Raw genomic sequence first — 17,958 nt, 5'->3', positions numbered from 1 at the left:
TAATGGAACAGTGCTGGCGCTGGTATGGTCCGGATGATCCGGTGACGCTTGAACATGTCAGACAGGCTGGCGCCACCGGCGTGGTTTCCGCACTTCACCACATCTACGATGGCAGGGCCTGGCCCGAAGCCGATGTGCTCGAGCGCAAACGGATCATCGAGGCCGCCGGCCTGACATGGTCGGTGGTGGAAAGCATCCCGGTCCACAATTCCTTCAAGATCGGCGCGCCCGAACGCGAGCGCTATGCCGGCTACTATCGCGACAGCATCCGCACGCTCGCCAAGGCCGGCATCAAGACGATCTGCTACAATTTCATGCCGGTGGTGGACTGGACGCGCACCGACCTCATGTATCGCCTGCCGACAACCGGCTATGCCTTGCGCTTCGATGCCATCGATTTTGCCGCCTATGATCTTTTTGTGCTGCAACGCAAGAACGGCGCCGCCAGCTATACCCCTGCGCGTATCGCCGAGGCCGAGAAGCGGCTGAAGGCGCTGGCACCGGAGCAGATCGACCAGATCGAGCGCAACCTCATCGCCGGCTTGCCGGCAACCGAGCGCAAATATGACCGCGACAGTTTCCGCGAGGCTTTGGCCGAGTATGACGGGATCGGGCCTAAGGAATTGCGCGACAACCTCGCCTGGTTCCTGCGCGAGATCATTCCTGTGGCGGAAGAGGAGGGGGTGCGTATGTGCATCCATCCCGACGACCCGCCCTTCTCGCTCTATGGCCTGCCGCGCGTCGTATCGACCGCGCAGGATGCGCGCTTCATCCTCGATGCCGTTGACAGCCCGGCCAATGGGCTGACCTTCTGTACCGGCTCCTACGGCACCCGCGCCGATAACGACATTGTCGCGATGGTCAAGGAATTCGCCGACCGCATCCATTTCGTCCATCTGCGCAACATCACCATCGAGGAGGACGGCTCGTTCTACGAAGCCGAGCATCTCGAGGGCGGCACCGACATGGCGCATGTCATCCTCGCTCTGATGCAGGAGGAGGCACGCCGCCGCAAGGAGGGCCGTGCCGACTGGCGCATTCCGATGCGGCCGGATCATGGCCACCTGCTCGCCGACGATATCGGCAAGAAGAAGATCAATCCCGGCTACTCGCTGATCGGCCGCCTGAAGGGCCTCGCCGAACTGCGCGGCATCATGCGCGCCGTGGAGAAGTTCGGGCTGGCCTGAAGCTTAGTGCAGGTGCCTGAGCTTGTCGGGGTTACGCACGACATAGATGGCCGCGATCTTCCCATCCTCGATGTCGAGTGCGGTGGTCTGGAGTTCGCCATCGGCTTCCAGGGTGACGAACCCCGGCAATCCGTTGATGAAACCGACGCGGACAAGTTTCGAGCCATGCGCGCGCAACCAGGCCGCAACACGTTCGTACTGCGCCATCACGGCATCGAAACCCAGAGCCGGCTCGGTAGCCGCCGGACGCTTGCCGCCGCCGTCGGCGCGGGCGATGACGTCGGCGCTCAGCATGGCGCCGAGCGCCTTCATGTCACCGCTGCGCGAGGCCGTGAAGAAGGCTTCGGCAAGCTCGAGGCCGCGTTGTCTTTCAACAGCAAAGCGGGGTCGCGCCTCGCGGACATGGCCGCGTGCCCGGGCCGCCAGCTGGCGGCAGGCCGCCGGATCGCGATCGACGGCGGCCGAGACCTCGTCAAATCCCAGGCCGAACACATCGTGCAGCAAAAAGGCCGCCCGTTCGAGCGGAGACAGGCGTTCCAGCGCCAGCATCAGCGGCAAGGTGACGTCTTCCACCTCGTCCTCTTCGACGACGGGATCGGGAAGCCAGGGCCCGACATAGGTCTCGCGCTTGTGTCGCGCGGATTTGAGCTGGTCGAGACAGAGCCGCGTCACCGTACGGCGCAGAAATGCCTCCGGTTCGCGCACCGCGGCGCGATCGGCCTTCATCCAGCGGATGAAGGCCTCCTGCACCGCATCCTCCGCATCCGACACCGAACCCAGCATGCGGTAGGCGACGCGCATGAGCTTCGGACGCAGCGGGCCGAAGCCCGCCGCGGCATCGTCGGGCGCTGGGCTCGTCATCAGGCTGCTGCCACCCGGGCGGCCTTCACAGCCGCCGGATCGGCATACAGGCCGAAACCGACAGCGATGCGGTTCCAGGCGTTGATGATGTTGATCGTCAAGGTGAGCTTGATCTGCTCCTCCTCCGTGAAATGCGCCTTCAGCTCTTCATAGCCGCTCGCATGGCCAGCACCTTCCGACAGCCGGGTCAAGGCCTCTGTCCAGTTGAGTGCCGCGCGTTCGCGATCGCTGTAGCAAGGTGCCTCGCGCCAGGCCGGCAAAAGGTAAATGCGCTGCTCGGTTTCACCGTTCTCGCGCGCCTCGGTCGCGTGGAGATTGATGCAGTTGGCGCAGCCATTGATCTGCGAGGCACGCAGCTTCACCAGTTCGGTGAGGCTGTGCTCGAGGCTGGCGGCGGCGGAGAGCTCGATCGAGGAGCGCTGCCAGCTCTTCATCAGCGAAGGGGCGGCGGCGAAGAGGTCGATTTTTGCGGTCATGGTTGGCTTCCTCCTGTTGGTGCCAATCCCATGACGAGCGTGGAAATGCTGATGTGACATCCACGCCAGATTTTTTTATGTCCCGATCTTGGAGGCGGCGCCTGTTGGAAGCGGGCAACGGCTTCTGCCAAGCGGCTTCCATCACCACATCATGAACGGCGCGACATCCGCATCCGACACCTTGCCGGCATTCACGTCGGCGATGGCCTGGTCGACGATGGCCACGCCCTCGGCCACCTCGTCTTCGGTTAGCGTCAGCGGCGGCATGAATTCGTGTCGGAAAGCAGCCAGCCGGCGCCGCGGCACGGCGTTGGTCGGCAACAGCGCGATTGAGGACTTTCGGCGCTGCGCTATTTCAGGAATCAGGTGAAGAGTCGACCGGCCTTTGCGGAGAGTTCGACATTCCGGCCGACCCGGAAGAGCCGGCGACCTGCTGCTCAGTGCCGATCCCTCGAAAGCCGCTCGACTAACCCTATCGCACATCATGGCGGAAGTCCGCCCGACCCGCGAGCACACAGGATGCAATCGCCGAACGCCGGCCGATATTCAGCTTCGCGAAGATCCGCCTGATATGCTCGCGTACGGTGTAACCGCTGATGCCGAGCTGCCGCGCGATCTCTTTGTCCAGCTTGCCGTCAGCGATCAGTAGGGCGATCTGGAGTTCGCGCCGGGTCAGTATTTCGGCGGCCGAAGGCGGAAGATCGGTGGCAACGTCCGGCATGTAGACGGCGTCATAGATCAGGTAGTGCGTGCCGGCACACACGATGCGTCCCACCGGCCGGCGCTGATCAGTATGACCGTTTGGATCCCCGCGATCGTCATCCGCGTAACGGATGGCAACCAGCGAATGGCCGTTCACGACAAAGTTCGACGTATCCGTTCCCGGATCGCACTTTTTCCGTGACGCGGCAATCTCGTCAGCGAAGTCGGAAAGTCTCTGCAAGTTCTCGGCACGTGCAACCATGGCCGAACGCCCCAGTTGGCAGGAAACTCAGTACAATCACAAGCCCTGGCGCCCTAACAAAACTGCCACGCCGCCGAACCCCGGCGCAACCAGTATGAAAGCTGCATTGATGGTTCCGACTATAACACCTTCCGAAATATTAGCATTCCAAAAATCATCATCGGGTCGCCAATTTTCACCTTTCAGCGCCTGAATCCGGCCCGGATCGAACGCAAGAGGTCAGGGGTAAGCCTGACGCCTCGGTTGAACAGGCCGGCCGGGGCAAGCGGCACCCCGGGCCGGCACCCCCAGGCACCACCCGAATGTGGACGTGGACCGGCGGTGTGAACCGCGATCACCACCGGTGGGCCGGCCTGCTGGCGATGGATCCAGACTGGAGCGCCGCTATGTCCCGGACAGGTATCGACGCTGTAGAAAAGCTGCCGTTCCGTGATCCGGTCCAGGCGCTCGGAATGCTCCCATTGCGTGCCGTCCGGCTTGTCGGCCGGATAGCCCGAAATGTGAAGGAGCCGAGAGCTGCGAAGCCTCTCGAGATCCTGGCGGTTCGGCGACCAGAGCTGGAAGTGTCCGGGCGATGGCGAAAAAGGCCGCTCGAGCTCGATCAGCCCGACATCGTGCAGGCCAGAGGGACGGCGGCGGTATGGCGGGTTGACGTGCCATTGCTTGGCCCACTGCCAGCCGAACGGCCGCGCGTCACGCGAGGCTCGACCCGGCGTGACACGGATGCGCACGGCGAGATTGGGCAGGCCGAGCCGTTGCCGGATCGGACTGGTGATGCAGTGCGCCGCGGTCAATAGCCGCGTCGGCGAAATCAGGAAGGCGGTACAGCCGGTCATCCTCCCGTCGCCGAAATCGCGCTCGATGTGGCAGACCGCACTATGCGGAAAGCGGTTGGTGTGCGTGACCCTGGCGCGCCCGTCGGTCGGCCCAACCACCGCATAGTCCGCTTCGTCGGCTAGCCGGTCGAGTTCGAAGGGGGTGGGCGAAAACAGCATCATGTGTCTTGCTCGCGTTCGGCCTCCGGCAGCGCGGTATCCACGGGCATGGCCCCCGGTTGCGCCGCATCATCGATCCCACCTTCATGCGCGGGCTCTTGCGACGCCTCGGCCTGATCCGCGTCAGCACTTGCCGTCAGGCCGAGCAAGCCTCGCAGTCGCTCCATCAGAAGATGAGCCTCGTCGCCGCGGCCTTCGAGATAGGCCGCCGCGCGATCCATGAATTCCTCGTCGGAGTCGAAGGGTATTTCGGCCGGGCGTGGCGAGGCGGCGCGCAGCGCTTTGACCTCCTGAAGAACGATGGCGTCGAGGTCGGCCCATACCGACCTTGCATGCGGTGCGACTTGCCCGTGCATGGGAATCTCCCTTGGTTCAATTGTTGCGCATCAGCGCCATTTCATCGAATGTCGTGCTGTTGGGGTCGTAGAGCAGCGGGCGCTCCCGGTCCTGCAGCCAGCCTTCATAGTTCCTGGCCCGCCTTGGATGCATGGCCTGGCGGGTGAGCCGGGCTGCCTGGACCAGGATCTGGCCCGGCTGCAGATTGCGGATCGCGGTGTTTACCCTGGGGTCGGCTCGGCTCGGCTGCCGGTAATGTTCGATAATTCTCTGCGCGATCGAATTGTTGCCCTTGGTCATGCCGATGCTGAGCGGGCGGTCGCGGTCGATGCCGGCGCGGGTGATGCGATAGACCTGCGGCCCTGGCGCCAGGAACGGCCGCAGCAAAGCATCGACGCGTCCGCCCCGGCTCGCGGCGGTGCGCGCCGCGTCGATCGCGGCCAGCGAGACCGGCGGCGTCCAGCCGCGCCAGCCCGGCAGTTGTGACCCGCGCGCCCGCACCGACGTCTGGCCGCGCGCCGGACGCGGGGCCCGCCCGCGCCGTATGGCTGTCTCATCAAAGGAAGAGGCATCGCCGCAACTGCCGCAGCCACAGCTCGGAAAATGACGGCGTCTGACCTCGACGGCGCGAAAGCCCTGCTGTCGCCGACAGCGCGAGCAGCCGCATGGCGAGCGGTGAGCGACCGTTTGCGCGGCCTCGTTGACCAGCGCGTCGAGTTGTTCGTCGAGATATGACATGCCGATCCCTTTCTCGTAACTCGTTTCTCCGCTCGGGCTCGGATCTAGCCGGATCCGGCGACCATGCTTGGGTCCGCCGCCGTCGCCCGCCGGCGCAGCCTTGCCACGGTTCGTTCCCTTTGCTCGATGGTCGGCAAGGGAAAGGACGGCCGTGCCGGTCGGGGTGGGCGAATGTCCAGGTAGCGCGCGATGTTGGCGTCCGGGCTGAGCTCCAACTGGAGAATCGAGGCCGGCGCTGAAAGCAGCGAGACAACGCCTGGGCCATGACCAGCGACGGTGCTGTCGCTGTGCACGATGACGCCCACCGACACATGCCCTCCCAGCCGCGACCGGCCATAGCGGTTGTCGGCATCCATGATGCCGACAATGTCGCCGAACCGCAGCGACCCGAGCTTGTAGCGCCGCACCATGCCGGGATCGGACATCTGGATATCGTAGTCGCCGCGCAGCACATTGTTGCGGCCGAGACCCGAGCCCATGACGCGGGCGGGGATGCGATGCGTCACCTTGACGTGGATCCTGCCGTTGCGCTCGACCGGCCGCCAGCGGGCGAGCAGCCGCGGCGAGCAGTTCCAGATCGCAACGTCGGGATAGTCGGTCAGGCGCAGGCCAAGCCCATAGGCCCAGACCTGGATGCGATCGCCGATCGCCATCTGCCGCATGGCCGGCAGCGGAAAGTCGATCAGCACGGTGTCGACGCCGCCATGCTTGCCGGTCACCACACCGCGCGCGCCGGCCGCGCGGCCCGTGGTGACGATCGCGTGGTTGCCGACGCAGGAATAGCTCTGCAACGCCTGGTTGGCGGCGTCCGGGCTGCCGCCGGCGGCGCGCGCCTCGTTGCGGATCGACACCGCCGGTTCGACATGGTCGCCGGCCAGCCCGACGCAGGGGTCGCCGACACGATGGTTGAGCACGATGCCGCCGGTGCCCGGCAGCGAGCGCGGCCTGCCATCATATCCGATCCGCCATGGCGTGCCCCTCTCGGTCGGCGAAGCGACCTGTCCCGCGACGCTGATCATCACCAGGTCGCGCGCATTGGTGCGCAGGCCGTGGACCGGGTGGATGCGAGGCGGTTTCATGCCGCAGCCTCCTTCGGCACCAGTTCGTACCAGAGCGCACAGGCATTGCGCCAAGGATCGTCCGGCGTCCCGTCATCGTGGTCGGCCGGATCTTCCAACGCCCAGTCGGTCTCGCTCCAGCCGTCGGGCAGCGCCAGGATGACCGGGGCGACCACCTGCACGATCGCGGCATTGCGGCCGCTCGCGGCGATTGGAGCAGCAGCGGGCCAGAGCGCCGGGCCGGACCACCCCGGGATTGCTCCAGGATGGCGTTTGGTGGGAAATGCCAGCCGCTCGAGATAGTCGCACAATGGCGGCCTGGCGCCGTCATTGCCGGCGATGGTGAGAACATAGGTGCTGTCGGGCTGAAGCGCGGCGGAGAGCGCGACCACGTCGCGCGCGCACTCGTCGAGCGGAGCGGCGGTGCCGGCCACATCGCCAAAACGTGTTTCGAGCGCGGCGCAGCAACCTTCAAAGCGCGGTAACAGGGCTGTTTCCTCACGCTCGGGCAGCGCGCTTTCATACTGGGCGTCACCAATCCAGTGCACCCGGGATGACAGGCGGCCGTTCTGCCACGCCCGGCGCCATGGTTCGAGCTCCAGTGTCAGTTCCTTGAGGATGGCATCGCGCGTGCCGGGGGCGAGCCAACCGCCTCCCATCTGATCGGGCCGACGCCGATAGTATTCGTCGTTGTCGAGCAAGGTGTAGAAGCCGCGCGGCAGCCACACCCGCGCTGATTGCGAAAGCGTTACCGTCACCAGCAGCCCCATCGGTGACAACGCCAGCGGGGCGTCGATGACGATGTTCGGCGGCTTGGCCGCGAAACGCCCCGCAAGAGCAAGTTGGTGGTCCATCGCTGACACCCTTCAGTCCCGGCGAACGGTTCAGGCAGCTATTCGCGACGCGGTGTTGCGGTTCAGTCCATATGACCAGTGCACGCGATCGCCGTCGAGGCCGGGGAAGCGCCGCCCTTCGCGTGTCAGCCGGTAGGCGGCCAGCCATGCGTCGGCCTGCGCGCCCATCTTCTTGGCGTCCGCGTCGAACTCCGCCGGCGTGATCGTCGTGCGGAAATCGTTTTCGGCGATGTATTGCAGGATTCGCCGCCCTGCATCGGCCATCTTGGCGCGTTCCGACATCTCGGTGGCGCCGCCCAGATGACGGTTGGCGACGGCTTCGATGACGTCCCATTTGGTGTTGGCGTCGAAGGATTTCTTGATGTCCGGTGCGTCGAACAACTCGAAAATCTGCTGCACATACTGTCCGGTTTCACGGGTCAGAGCCAGGATGTTGCCATAGCTCGAACGGTCTAGATGATAGCGCAGATCGGTGCCGACGCGCTGTACCGTGGCCAGGGCTGCGAAAGGCCGGTCGTTGATGGTGGAGCTGCCGCGAATAACCTGGCCGATGGTCAGATCCTGGAAGTACTGCGACATCGCATTCATGAAGGCGACCAGCTGGAAGTGGAAGCTGCGGTTGACGATGGCTCCGGCGGGCACCGGTGCGCGGCCATAATTGAAGACGCGGCGATAGGCGATCAGCCGGTCGCGGCGCTTGTAGCGGATTGGCCGCCATTTCTCGAGGATGTAAAGCCCGCGCGCGCCGGGACCGCGCTGGATGCGGATCTGGCCGTTCTGGAACAGCCGGCGCAGCACGTCGACCACCTGGAATAGCTTCATGCGGTCCATCTGGTAGATGTAATAGAGTTCGGCCGATGCCTGCAGCTGCGGCGGGATGATCGATTCGTCGAAATCGTTGCGCAGCAACGGCATCTGCAGCGAATCGAACGGCTTGATCGGTCCATCGCCGAAGCCGACCAGATCGGCGAAGCTGGTTGTTGCTTTGCTGGATGAGCGGTCGAGCAACTCCCCGTAGCGCCCCTCGAATTCGCTCTCGAAAGCGGCGCGGTCGGCCGGCGACAAACCCGCCAACTCGTCCCTGAAGAAGCGCTGGAACAGCCGCTGGATGACCTGGTTGGATTCACTAGCCATAATCAGACCTCATCTTGCTCGAATTGGCGGCTCATAGTTCTCAGGCACTTGGGTTCTCAGGCACTTGGCGGCGGTTGCCCGCCGGACGCTGCGTCCTGGCTGGCGGCAATCGCATTCATCACGGCCGGCGCGAGGTCGAAGAATCGCACCAGTTCGCTATCGGTGACGACCGAGGGCAGGCCGCTGCTAAACGTGTTGGCATCGCGTAGGCGCTTGACGAACTCGTTGCGGCGATTTTCCTGCGGCTTGCCCTTCTGGAATGTCACGATGTCCTGCAACGACATGAATTTCGCGTGGTTGAACCAGAGCCCGGCGTTCGTCCGGCCGACGATGTCGCCCGATGTGTCGACAGCCGCGGCATAGAGCGCCGTGACATTGTCCTTGTCGCGCAGGCCAAGCGACTGCACCGTTTCATCCAGCCTGTCGATCGCCTTGCCGATCTCGCCAAGCTTCTTGTCGATGGCGTCGCCATTGGGCTGGTTCTTCAGCGCGGAGGCAATGGTTTCGACCGCGACGGTCAAGCGGTCGAAGGTCTTCGATTGTTCACCGTCGGGGAACCCCTTGATTGCCTTGGCAACGTCGCCGATGGCCTTCTGGGTCCCCTTGCTGCCGCTGTCGACCTTGTCGGTCAACAGATCGATCGACTGCGGCGTCTCGGCCTCCACTTCGAAGCGGGCTTTGACCCCGGCGTGGAACTTGTTGGCCGGGTGGTAGGGAAACGGAATCTTCGCAGCCATTGTCGTGCTCCTTTGCTGCCCACTCAGGCCGACCAGTAGTCGGGGCGGTTCTGACCCATGCTCGCCATCGAACTGGCGATCGGCGACGGCATCTGGACCGGGCTCGGCAGATTGGTGCCCTGGCCGAACGTATCGGCGAGGATCCGGCGGATCATCCAGCGGATCAGCGACTGGTTGTTGCGGAAATTGAAGACGTTGAAGTCGCATTGTTGGGTCAGCGACCGCACCAGGCGCTCGGTTTGGTCCTCCGCCTGATAGAAAGTGCGCAACTCACGCACCATCAGCCCTTTCAGGCTCGAATCCCAGGCGCCGGGACCACCGAACGGATTGAGCAATTCTCCGGAGATCGTGCCGAGCTTGCTCTTCAGCTTGTCGCTGAATTCGCACAGAAGCACGCCGGGATTCTGCAACTGGTCGGTCAGCTCCAGCACCGCGTCGACGACGATGCCGACGGCGGTCGCACGCCTCTCCTGTTCGCCGAGGCCGTCCGGATCCGTGCCGACCGCATAGAGGTCGATCGCCCTGTCGAGCAGGAACAGCAGGTAATCCAGCAGCACCTGGCAGCTGATATCGTCGTCGTCGCAGCCGCAGCCGGCGAAGCAGTCGACCTGCTCGAGCAGGAAACCGCGCGCGATGGTCAGGTTCATCAGGCGGATGGCGCCCTGGTCTGGGCCGCCCGCGCCGTAGAGGCCGTAGACGATGATCGGCGGACGCGCGACGTAGAGCAGCCGTGAGCTGCCTTTCGAGACGAAGGCGTCGACAAACAGCTGCAGGCTGGAGACGAAAGCCACCAGCGGCGGCGATTCCGGTGGGCCTGAAGTGATCGGCACGTCGATCGGAACCGGGATGCTCTGGCCGAACTGGATCAGGCGCTGGAAGCGGTGGACCAGCATCGCCGATGCGGTCGACAGCTCGCGCAAGCCTTCGACGCTTGCCCCGGTCGATAGGTCGACCAGGTCGTCCATCGCCTGCGACAGCGCGTTCTCCTCCAGCAGCGCGCGCAGGTCCGCCTGGCCGCCGGCCTCCAACTGCTGCACCAGATTGCGGTAGGCTTCGATGCCACGTGGCCAGTCTTCCTGGCCAAGCGTGCTTTCAACCGAACCGGTCAGGCTGCGCAGCGCCATGATGACGGCGTTGCGGCGTGCCTGCAGCTCTCCGGCCGCCGAACGCACGATCGAGGTGCTGCGGGTGATGCCGTTGGACGCCAGCCCCTCGCCGATGGCGACAAGGATCAGCCCGGCCAACACATCGCAGCTCTGGGCAAACCGCCTGAACAGGATGGCGCTGCCGTCGGTGAGCGTGCCGACATAACGCGCCAGGCGCGAATACTCGCCGAGCTGGCGGCGCGCCGACATGGCACGGTCGTGATTGACCGAATCGAGAGCAAGCCTGGCGGCAGCCAGTCCATCATTGGCGAGCTGCCGGATCGAACGGCCCCAGCCGATCATCTCGATGCGGATGTCCTTCAGTGGCGAGGAGGTCGAAAGCGTCTGCAGGTCGCGTTCGAGATCGTCCTGCGCCTGCGCCATCTCGACGGAGGACGGGCCCGTGTTGCGGGCTTGCGGCACATAGTCGGGCACACTCGAATAAGGCAGGCCGGCTTGTTCGCGTCGATCCCTGTCTGCTTCCTCGGGATAGAAGTTCAAGAGAGCGTTGGCGATCTGGTCGGGATCGCGCGGATCACTGACGCGCAGCGTCTTGCGCAGCAGATTGTCCACGGCAACCGTGGCAGGAGACCGAAATTTCGAGACCGGGCTGGCGGCGGCTGTAAATACGTCGACCATGACATCTCACCTCATGCAACGAGTGCGGCTGGGGACGGTTGCGCAGTGGGCCGTCGGTTTGCCTGACGCTGGGCCAGGTTTCTGATGACAAGCTTGGCAATGGCGTCCGGTTCGGCGCCGGCTTCCAGCGCGAAACGGCTGGCCGACACAAGAAAACGTGGCGGCAGGTCGGGCACTTGCCCGGCCGCGATCAGGATTCCGCCACGGCGGATGCGGGCTTCGTCGGCGCGCGTGAAAGGGATGGCGTCGGCCAGCGCGTGCTGCCCAAGACCCCGGCGCGGCTGGTAGGCGATCTCATCGACCACCGCTGGAATGAGGCGAGGGACCGAAGCAAGCAGAACCGGAGGCAGCCTGTGGCCGCGCGCCGGATTGTAAAGGCCTCGCCAGACGCGTTCGGCGCGCGCCGCCTCGGCGGCAAAGCCCATGCGCCGCAGCATCTCGGTCAGGATCAGAACCCGGATCCAGCCGGTTGGATGCGCCCCGCCGGGGCGGTAGGTGAGGGCACGCGCGCCGGGATGGGCGAGGAACTCCATCATGCCCCAGACCGACGCGGTGCCGCCGAGCAGCAGCGCCGCGAGATCGGCGAAGATTTCCTTGTGCCAGCGGCGCAGGATCGTCACCACCAGCGGATCGAATCGCATCGAAGCCAGGCGGTTGGCGACCGCTTGCGCGTTCTCCTGCCACAGGCCCATGTCGGCCTGCAGATTGTGGGCGACTTCATGCAGGAAGACCGACTGCCAGGGATTGTCGCGATCCCAGGGAACGCGGATGACCGGGAACGGGTTGCTGTCGCCGAGCAAACGGGCAAGCGCGACACCACGGCGCTGCGTCGCCGGCGAATAGCCATGTTCCATATAGGTCAGCGGCTTCAAGAGGGGACCTCCGAAGACGCCCGGCAGGGCAGCACGGACGACCGTGTAGCAGTCGAGCGCGATCGCGTCATGGGCGGCGAGCGCCGGCGCAAAGCCTGAACCGCGCTGCGACATGACCTCGAAGAACATGCCGAAGGTCCGGCGCAGCCGATCGATCCTGCGGTCGAGCATGGCCATCTGGCTGAGCGCGGCCTGGGCGGTGCCAGGCGGCCAGCCGCGCTCGATCTCGGCGATATGCCGGTTGATGGCGTTGCCGATGGCCGCCAACCGCTTGTTGGCGGCGTGGAAGTGAGCCCGCGACGGCGCATAGGGCAGGTCTTCGGGACGAAGCCCGATGCGCCTCGGTGTCAGGCGGTTGAGGCGCTGTGCGCGAGCCTTCAGGGCCCGCAGCTTGGTGTCCAGGAACCGCCTGGTCGAAGAACCCGTGCGCATCGCCGCGATCCTTCTTGTTGCACCGACAGGGTTTCAGTTGGGCCGGATGGTGATGCTGACCGGACCGCGGATCACGATACGCCGCCGGCGCCCATGATTTGGGCCATATCCGCCTGGCCAACCGCCGGCAGCCCGCCCCAATGCTCGCCCGGCGATACGCGCCAGGTTGCGTCCCGGAGCCATGCCGGCGCGAACCGCCGCGGCGGTGCGGCGCACGATCTGGCGCCCTCGCTGCAAGGGTCGCGTCAGCTGCCGGCGCAGACCCTGCCCGCGCGCCGCGACACGACGCGCGGTGCGTGCCAGAACCAGCGGCCGGACCGATGCCGGGGTGCGGCGCGTGACCGCGGTACGGCGGACGCTGCTGGCGATGCGCGGCAGAGCGCGGATCGCGGTCGGCCCGCCACGGTTGACGAGCTGGGTGGCAGCTCTGCGCACGGTGCGAACGGCCTGGGTGCGTGCGGCCGCGGGCATGCGTGCGGCCACAGGGCCAAGCACGCGTCTCGTCGCAAGCGCGGCCACCACGGGAATGGCGGCACGATTGCGCACAGCGAGCTCGGCGAAGGCGTCGAGTGCCTCGTCCTCGGAAGCCTCGTCCGCCATCAACTGGCCGACGACATTGGCGACGCCGCCAATCGCTGTGCCGACGCCGGGGATAAGGCTGGCGACCGGCGCCACGGCGCGGGCGATGCGGCCGATTGTGGGAGCGGCACGCCTGACGGTGCGCACAACGCCGCGAACGCCGCGGGCGATGCGGCGGAAGAACTCGTCGCTGTCTTCAGCCGCAAGCGCGTAGCTCATGGCCTGATCCCACGCATCGTCGTCGGACTCATCGCCTTCATCGAAGTCGTCGCCTTCGTCGAACTCGTCACCGGCCTCGAATTCGTCGCCGGCGTCCATCTCGTCGAAGCTCGAGGCCTCGAATTCGTCGCCTTCGTCGAACTCGTCGCCTTCGTCGGCCTCATCGAAGCCGTCGCCCTCGTCCATTTCGTCGAATTCGTCGTAGCTGTCGGCTGGGCCTTCCGCTTCATCAAAGGCAAGGTCGTCGAACATCGATTCGTCATACCCGTCCATCTCGAGATCTCCTCTTGAGCGATCGGCCCCTCAGGGGAGCGGGACCAAAGCGATTAACGCCGGTCGGAATAGTCGACCTCAAGGCAATGGCTCTCAAGTCGGCAGGAACGGGTAGCTGAAAGGTGGTCGCCAATATCAGCGACTGTTCAGTCAACTGATTTTGTGCGCAATCATAATTATACTACGAATATTATTTTATATTTATTTTTGCAGTGTTTGATGAAAGCGACTGATAGTTGCCGTGAAGTTGCCAATCAAATCGCGGACGGCTCGCAAGATTTCGCTCGTCGGCATTGGATTTGCCGGCCGAAATGACGGTGATACCGAAGCGGCACGCCCGGTGCGAGATAAAGCGGTTGCCGCTCCGCCTGAGTTCCCCTGAATGGATCGCGATCATCGTCCGCTTGGCCCTGCGAATGGAAAAATTGTTCGTGACGACCGCGACGAAGAGCCGATCGTTCCTTTCCCGGCGATCCGAAGTCGATAAGACTTGCGCACATTGATCGTGGCCATGGTCGCGCAAAAGTGCCTGCATGTTTGGTCGGCTTGGTTTTCCTGGTGGTGATTTCAAACAACGCCGCCGAAAGCACTGGGAAGGGAGCTTTATATGCCCAGAATAGTGCCTGTCCTCGATCTGAGCCGTCTTGAACAAGGCGCATCGGAGCGTCGGACATTTCTGGCGGACTTGCGTTCCGCCTCGCGCGACATCGGCTTTTTCTATCTAGCCGGACATGGCATCTCCCGGGCGGAGATCAGCGAGGTGCTCACCGCATCGCGCCAGTTCTTTGCCTTGCCGGAGGCCGACAAGCTGGCAATCGAGATGGTCAAGTCCTCGCAGTTTCGCGGCTACACCCGCGCCGGCGGCGAACTGACCAAGGGCAAGGAGGACTGGCGCGAGCAGCTCGACATCGGTGTCGAACGCCAGGCAATCGCACAAGGGCCGGGAGTTCCCGCCTGGACACGGCTGCAAGGACCGAACCAGTGGCCCGCGGCGCTGCCGGATCTCAAGCCGGCGTTGCTTGCCTGGCAGAGCAAGGTGACGGCCGTGGCGATCCGGCTGTTGAAAGCCTTCGCGCAATCGCTCGATCAGCCCGAGGATGCGTTCGACCCGATCTATAGCAGCGAGCCGAACCATCGCATGAAGATCGTGCGCTACCCCGGCCGCGATGCAACCGGTGGCGACCAGGGTGTCGGCGCACACAAGGACGGCGGGTTCCTGACCCTGCTGCTCCAGGATGACAATAAGGGGCTGCAGGTCGACTATGACGGAAGCTGGGTCGATGTGGACCCCATTCCCGGTACGCTCGTCGTCAACATCGGCGAGTTGCTCGAACTCGCCTCGAATGGCTTTTTGCGCGCAACGGTGCATCGTGTGGTGACGCCGCCTGCCGGCGTCGAGCGCATTTCGGTGCCGTTCTTCTTCAGCGCCAGGCTCGATGCGACGATCCCGCTGCTCGGCCTTTCCGAGGAATTGGCGGCGCAGGCGCGCGGGCCGGCCAGCGATCCAGACAATCCGCTGTTTCGCGATGTCGGAACCAATGTGCTGAAAAGCCGGCTGCGCTCGCATCCCGACGTCGCGCGGCGCCATTATGCCGATCTGCTCGAAAGGGAAAGCCGGGTTGGCTGAGCCTTGGGCCAAAGAAAGGACAGGATTTTTGCCATCCTGGCCGATTTTTAGAAAATCATCCGTCGTATCCGGCCGAGAACCGGTCCAAAAGAGAAAAATCCGTTCGGTGTTTTCCTCCCATTTCGCCGAGCGGTGTTCCCCTCTGAAGGTTATGACCTTCATTTTGGCCGGGCCGTTTTCGCGCCCGGCCTTTTTCTTGGCTTGCGCGTTGCCGTCGCCGTGCTGATCCGGCAAGTTTCAAGACAGCTCATTCGCCAGCTATCGACCGCAGTCCCGTGGAAAGAAGGAGAAGTCTCATGACATCCAATGTCGCCGTCATCGCCGGTGCGGGTTCCGGCCTGAGTGCCTCGCTGGCGCGCCTTCTCGCGAAGGAAGGGTTCAGCGTCGTTCTGGCCGCGCGCAACATCGAGAAACTCGGTGCCTTGCAGGCTGAGACCGGTGCGCAGGCCGTGGCGACGGATGTCTCCGATCCCGCATCGGTCGAGCATCTGTTCGACGTCGCCGACAGGGCCGGCACGCTTTCGCTGGTGGTTTTCAACGCCAGCGGCCGCGCTCGTGGGCCGATAGCCGAGCTCGATCCCGAGGCGGTCCGGCAGGCTTTGCTGGTTGGCGCCTATGGCGGGTTCCTGGTCGGCCAGCAGGCGGCCCGACGGCTGGTGGCTCTGGGCTCGGGTTCGATCCTCTTCACCGGGGCGACGGCCAGCGTCAAGGGGTTCGCCGGCTCGGCCGGTTTTGCGATGGCCAAATTCGGCTTGCGCGGGCTGGCGCAGTCCATGGCCCGCGAACTGGCGCCGAAGAACGTCCACGTCGCGCATTTCATCATCGATGGCGGCATCGCTTCGGCCGCATCCGGACAGGAGTCCGGGCCGCCGGATCGCCGTTTGTCTCCGGACGCGATCGCCGAGGCCTATCTCTCCATCCATCGCCAGCACCGCAGCGCCTGGACCTGGGAAATGGAGCTCAGGCCCTGGGTCGAAACCTTCTGATGGGGTGCGCAGGGGTGCGACTTTGGTGCAAGCTGTGGGCACCGTTCGGAGGAGTCGACATTGGATGAGGATATCACTATATACCGGCGGCTTCGCGGGCTCGCGCCTAGAAGCGAAACGTCAAAAGGCGGCTGTAGAGACAGCCATTGAGATTACCAAACGGACTGAAAGCCGTAAAAGGTAGAAGCAATTGCTCGGAGCGGGCCAGATCCCGCCAACGGTACAGTCCTTCAGAATCAGAAAATGTTTTTCACCCCTCTATTTCCTTCAGCTCTGTGGACCCTGGACGGCATTGACTTGCCGGGTGGCCGCGACTCGGCTGGAATGGGAACATGCATCCTTTGCGGGATGCCGACGTTTATGATTACCAACCGGCTTTGCCGCCAGGGAACAGCAGTATGAGTGAACACGCGATCGAGTTCTTGCGGGGATGGATCGGCGAAAAGGTCCATTGCCAGTCCCAGGCCCGGATCGACAAGCAGGCCGAGACATTGGCCAAGGAATGCGCCGCCAAGGCGGCAGAGGTCGGCATCCCGCTGGAGGACATCCAGGAAGAAGTCGGCGATATCCAGGAACTCATTGCGTCCCGGCTCGAGGAAGCGGCCGAAGCCGACGAGCACCAGCAGGCGGCTAGCAAGGCCGCTGAATAGATTTTAACGGCCAATCGGTTTGAATGCGCGGGCCCTTCGGCCCGCGTTTCTGTCTCAGCCGAACTTTTCTTTCAACCCAAACTTTTCTTTCAACCAAGCCTTCGGCAGCGCCGGCACGAAATTGCCGTCGCGCCCGGTCATGTCGTCATTGGCGACCAGGGCGTTGAGAATCGATTCCTCTACCGCCTGGATGACGGCATCGAAGAACGGGTCGATGTCGGTGTCCGGGATGAAATCGGCATTGGCGATCCGGCCCGACAGCGCCAGCGCCGCGGCAGGATTGGCGGTCGAGAAGGCGATAAAGATGTCGCCTGAGCTGTGATAGCCGAAGCCGCCGGTCATGGCGACGCCAAGCGGCACGCGGCGGGCCAGCCGCTTCATCTGATGCGGCAGGAACGGCGCATCGGTGGCGATGACGGCGATGATCGAGCCTTTTTCCGCATGCCGCGCGTCGTCTCGGATCACCGATTCGGCGAGCGCTGGCTCAACGCGCTGGCCGCGAAGCGTGAAATTGCGCAGCTTGCCGAAATTCGACTGCACGAAGGCGCCCACCGTGTAGGAATTTCCCTGCCACCCGACGACGCGCGATGCCGTGCCCGAACCGGCCTTGAAGCCGAAGGTGATCATGCCGGTGCCGCCGCCGACGCTGCCTTCCTCGATCGCACCGCCAGCGGCACCGTCAAGTGCCTGGGCCACATGCTCAAAGGTCAAATGGTGACCGTTGATGTCGTTGAGGAACCCGTCATAGGTCTCCGCCGCCACCGGCAGGCCCCAGCCGCTGTCGAGCGCGGCCGGCAGTACGCGTTGCATCCAGCGCAGCGTTCCGTCACGCGAAACACCGCAGGAATGGGTGTTGGTGATGGTGATCGGGAAGTTGAAGGCGCCGGTTTCCTCGACGATGTGCGAGCCGGTCAGCTCGCCATTGCCGTTCTGGCTGAAAATACCGGCGAAGACCGGCGTGGCCAGACCTGGGCGCGGCCTGGGCAGGATGGCGGTGACGCCGGTGCGCACCGGTCCCTTGCCGACGACCAGCGCGCCGTCGCCGGAAATCAGCGTCGCATAGCCGACAGCAACGCCAGGCACATCTGTGATTGCGTTGAACGCGCCCGGCGTGCCGTCAAAACCGATGCCGAAGCTCCGGGCGCGCGGTTTGCCTGACGGCGTTTTCAGGTGATGCGAACTATCGGTCATGGGCG

Annotated in this window: 20 protein-coding genes; 4 read left to right on the top strand and 16 right to left on the bottom strand. The window is 64.3% G+C overall.

Going from position 1 to position 17,958, the window contains the following annotated elements:
* Positions 1–2: 2 nt before the first annotated feature.
* Complete coding sequence (gene uxuA, locus AC56QX_RS34580; protein WP_497113001.1) at positions 3–1,187, top strand: mannonate dehydratase; 1,185 nt, start codon at positions 3–5, stop codon at positions 1,185–1,187.
* 3 nt (positions 1,188–1,190) lie between these two features.
* Here the strand turns inward: uxuA and AC56QX_RS34575 are convergent, their stop codons facing one another.
* The 15 genes from AC56QX_RS34575 to AC56QX_RS34505 all read right to left on the bottom strand — a co-directional run bounded on the left by AC56QX_RS34575 (position 1,191) and on the right by AC56QX_RS34505 (position 14,034).
* Positions 1,191–2,048, bottom strand: coding sequence for a sigma-70 family RNA polymerase sigma factor (locus AC56QX_RS34575; protein WP_497113000.1), 858 nt, complete (start codon positions 2,046–2,048; stop codon positions 1,191–1,193).
* Positions 2,048–2,524: a carboxymuconolactone decarboxylase family protein gene (locus tag AC56QX_RS34570; RefSeq protein ID WP_497112999.1), complete on the bottom strand. Its 477-nt coding sequence runs from the start codon at positions 2,522–2,524 to the stop codon at positions 2,048–2,050. Before AC56QX_RS34570 ends, AC56QX_RS34575 begins: the two co-directional genes overlap by 1 nt.
* 141 nt (positions 2,525–2,665) lie before the next feature.
* Positions 2,666–2,845 (bottom strand): hypothetical protein, encoded by a 180-nt coding sequence (locus AC56QX_RS34565; protein WP_497112998.1) that lies wholly within the window; start codon positions 2,843–2,845, stop codon positions 2,666–2,668.
* A gap of 151 nt (positions 2,846–2,996) precedes the next feature.
* On the bottom strand, positions 2,997–3,488 hold the full coding sequence (locus tag AC56QX_RS34560) for a LuxR C-terminal-related transcriptional regulator (protein WP_497112997.1): 492 nt from the start codon (positions 3,486–3,488) through the stop codon (positions 2,997–2,999).
* Positions 3,489–3,670: 182 nt separating this feature from the next.
* The gene (locus tag AC56QX_RS34555; protein ID WP_183456597.1) at positions 3,671–4,486 is read right to left on the bottom strand and encodes a trypsin-like serine peptidase; all 816 of its coding nucleotides are present in this window, start codon (positions 4,484–4,486) and stop codon (positions 3,671–3,673) included.
* A complete protein-coding gene (locus AC56QX_RS34550; protein ID WP_497112996.1) occupies positions 4,483–4,839 on the bottom strand; it encodes a hypothetical protein in 357 nt (118 codons plus the stop codon). Before AC56QX_RS34550 ends, AC56QX_RS34555 begins: the two co-directional genes overlap by 4 nt.
* Before the next feature lie 16 nt (positions 4,840–4,855).
* Positions 4,856–5,557, bottom strand: coding sequence for a hypothetical protein (locus tag AC56QX_RS34545; RefSeq protein WP_475435776.1), 702 nt, complete (start codon positions 5,555–5,557; stop codon positions 4,856–4,858).
* Between the two features lie 44 nt (positions 5,558–5,601).
* Positions 5,602–6,636, bottom strand: a complete 1,035-nt coding sequence (locus tag AC56QX_RS34540) for a DUF4438 domain-containing protein (RefSeq protein ID WP_497112995.1) — start codon at positions 6,634–6,636, stop codon at positions 5,602–5,604.
* Complete coding sequence (locus AC56QX_RS34535) at positions 6,633–7,469, bottom strand: hypothetical protein (protein ID WP_497112994.1); 837 nt, start codon at positions 7,467–7,469, stop codon at positions 6,633–6,635. Before AC56QX_RS34535 ends, AC56QX_RS34540 begins: the two co-directional genes overlap by 4 nt.
* A gap of 30 nt (positions 7,470–7,499) precedes the next feature.
* Complete coding sequence (locus tag AC56QX_RS34530; protein WP_497112993.1) at positions 7,500–8,603, bottom strand: hypothetical protein; 1,104 nt, start codon at positions 8,601–8,603, stop codon at positions 7,500–7,502.
* 56 nt (positions 8,604–8,659) lie between these two features.
* The gene (locus AC56QX_RS34525; protein WP_497112992.1) at positions 8,660–9,340 is read right to left on the bottom strand and encodes a hypothetical protein; all 681 of its coding nucleotides are present in this window, start codon (positions 9,338–9,340) and stop codon (positions 8,660–8,662) included.
* 23 nt (positions 9,341–9,363) lie between these two features.
* Positions 9,364–11,124: a hypothetical protein gene (locus tag AC56QX_RS34520; RefSeq protein ID WP_497112991.1), complete on the bottom strand. Its 1,761-nt coding sequence runs from the start codon at positions 11,122–11,124 to the stop codon at positions 9,364–9,366.
* 11 nt (positions 11,125–11,135) lie between these two features.
* On the bottom strand, positions 11,136–12,428 hold the full coding sequence (locus AC56QX_RS34515; RefSeq protein ID WP_497112990.1) for a hypothetical protein: 1,293 nt from the start codon (positions 12,426–12,428) through the stop codon (positions 11,136–11,138).
* A 33-nt stretch (positions 12,429–12,461) separates the two neighbouring features.
* Positions 12,462–13,499, bottom strand: a complete 1,038-nt coding sequence (locus tag AC56QX_RS34510; protein ID WP_497112989.1) for a hypothetical protein — start codon at positions 13,497–13,499, stop codon at positions 12,462–12,464.
* 190 nt (positions 13,500–13,689) lie between these two features.
* Positions 13,690–14,034, bottom strand: coding sequence for a hypothetical protein (locus AC56QX_RS34505; protein WP_497112988.1), 345 nt, complete (start codon positions 14,032–14,034; stop codon positions 13,690–13,692).
* A 72-nt stretch (positions 14,035–14,106) separates the two neighbouring features.
* Between AC56QX_RS34505 and AC56QX_RS34500 the strand changes: the two genes are divergently transcribed.
* The 3 genes from AC56QX_RS34500 to AC56QX_RS34490 all read left to right on the top strand — a co-directional run bounded on the left by AC56QX_RS34500 (position 14,107) and on the right by AC56QX_RS34490 (position 16,762).
* Positions 14,107–15,126 carry an isopenicillin N synthase family dioxygenase gene (locus tag AC56QX_RS34500; RefSeq protein WP_497112987.1) on the top strand — a complete coding sequence of 340 codons (1,020 nt, stop codon included), beginning with the start codon at positions 14,107–14,109 and terminating at the stop codon, positions 15,124–15,126.
* 296 nt (positions 15,127–15,422) lie between these two features.
* Positions 15,423–16,112, top strand: coding sequence for an SDR family NAD(P)-dependent oxidoreductase (locus AC56QX_RS34495; protein WP_497112986.1), 690 nt, complete (start codon positions 15,423–15,425; stop codon positions 16,110–16,112).
* 398 nt (positions 16,113–16,510) lie between these two features.
* Positions 16,511–16,762, top strand: coding sequence for a hypothetical protein (locus tag AC56QX_RS34490; protein ID WP_497112985.1), 252 nt, complete (start codon positions 16,511–16,513; stop codon positions 16,760–16,762).
* Positions 16,763–16,816: 54 nt separating this feature from the next.
* Here AC56QX_RS34490 and AC56QX_RS34485 read toward each other — a convergent pair whose 3' ends face one another.
* On the bottom strand, positions 16,817–17,953 hold the full coding sequence (locus AC56QX_RS34485; protein WP_497112984.1) for a DmpA family aminopeptidase: 1,137 nt from the start codon (positions 17,951–17,953) through the stop codon (positions 16,817–16,819).
* Positions 17,954–17,958: the final 5 nt, after the last annotated feature.

It is taken from the genome of Mesorhizobium sp. RCAM 06353 (assembly GCF_059683585.1).
Note: the sequence above shows the minus strand (reverse complement) of the source record. Positions and strands in the feature narration are given on the sequence as shown.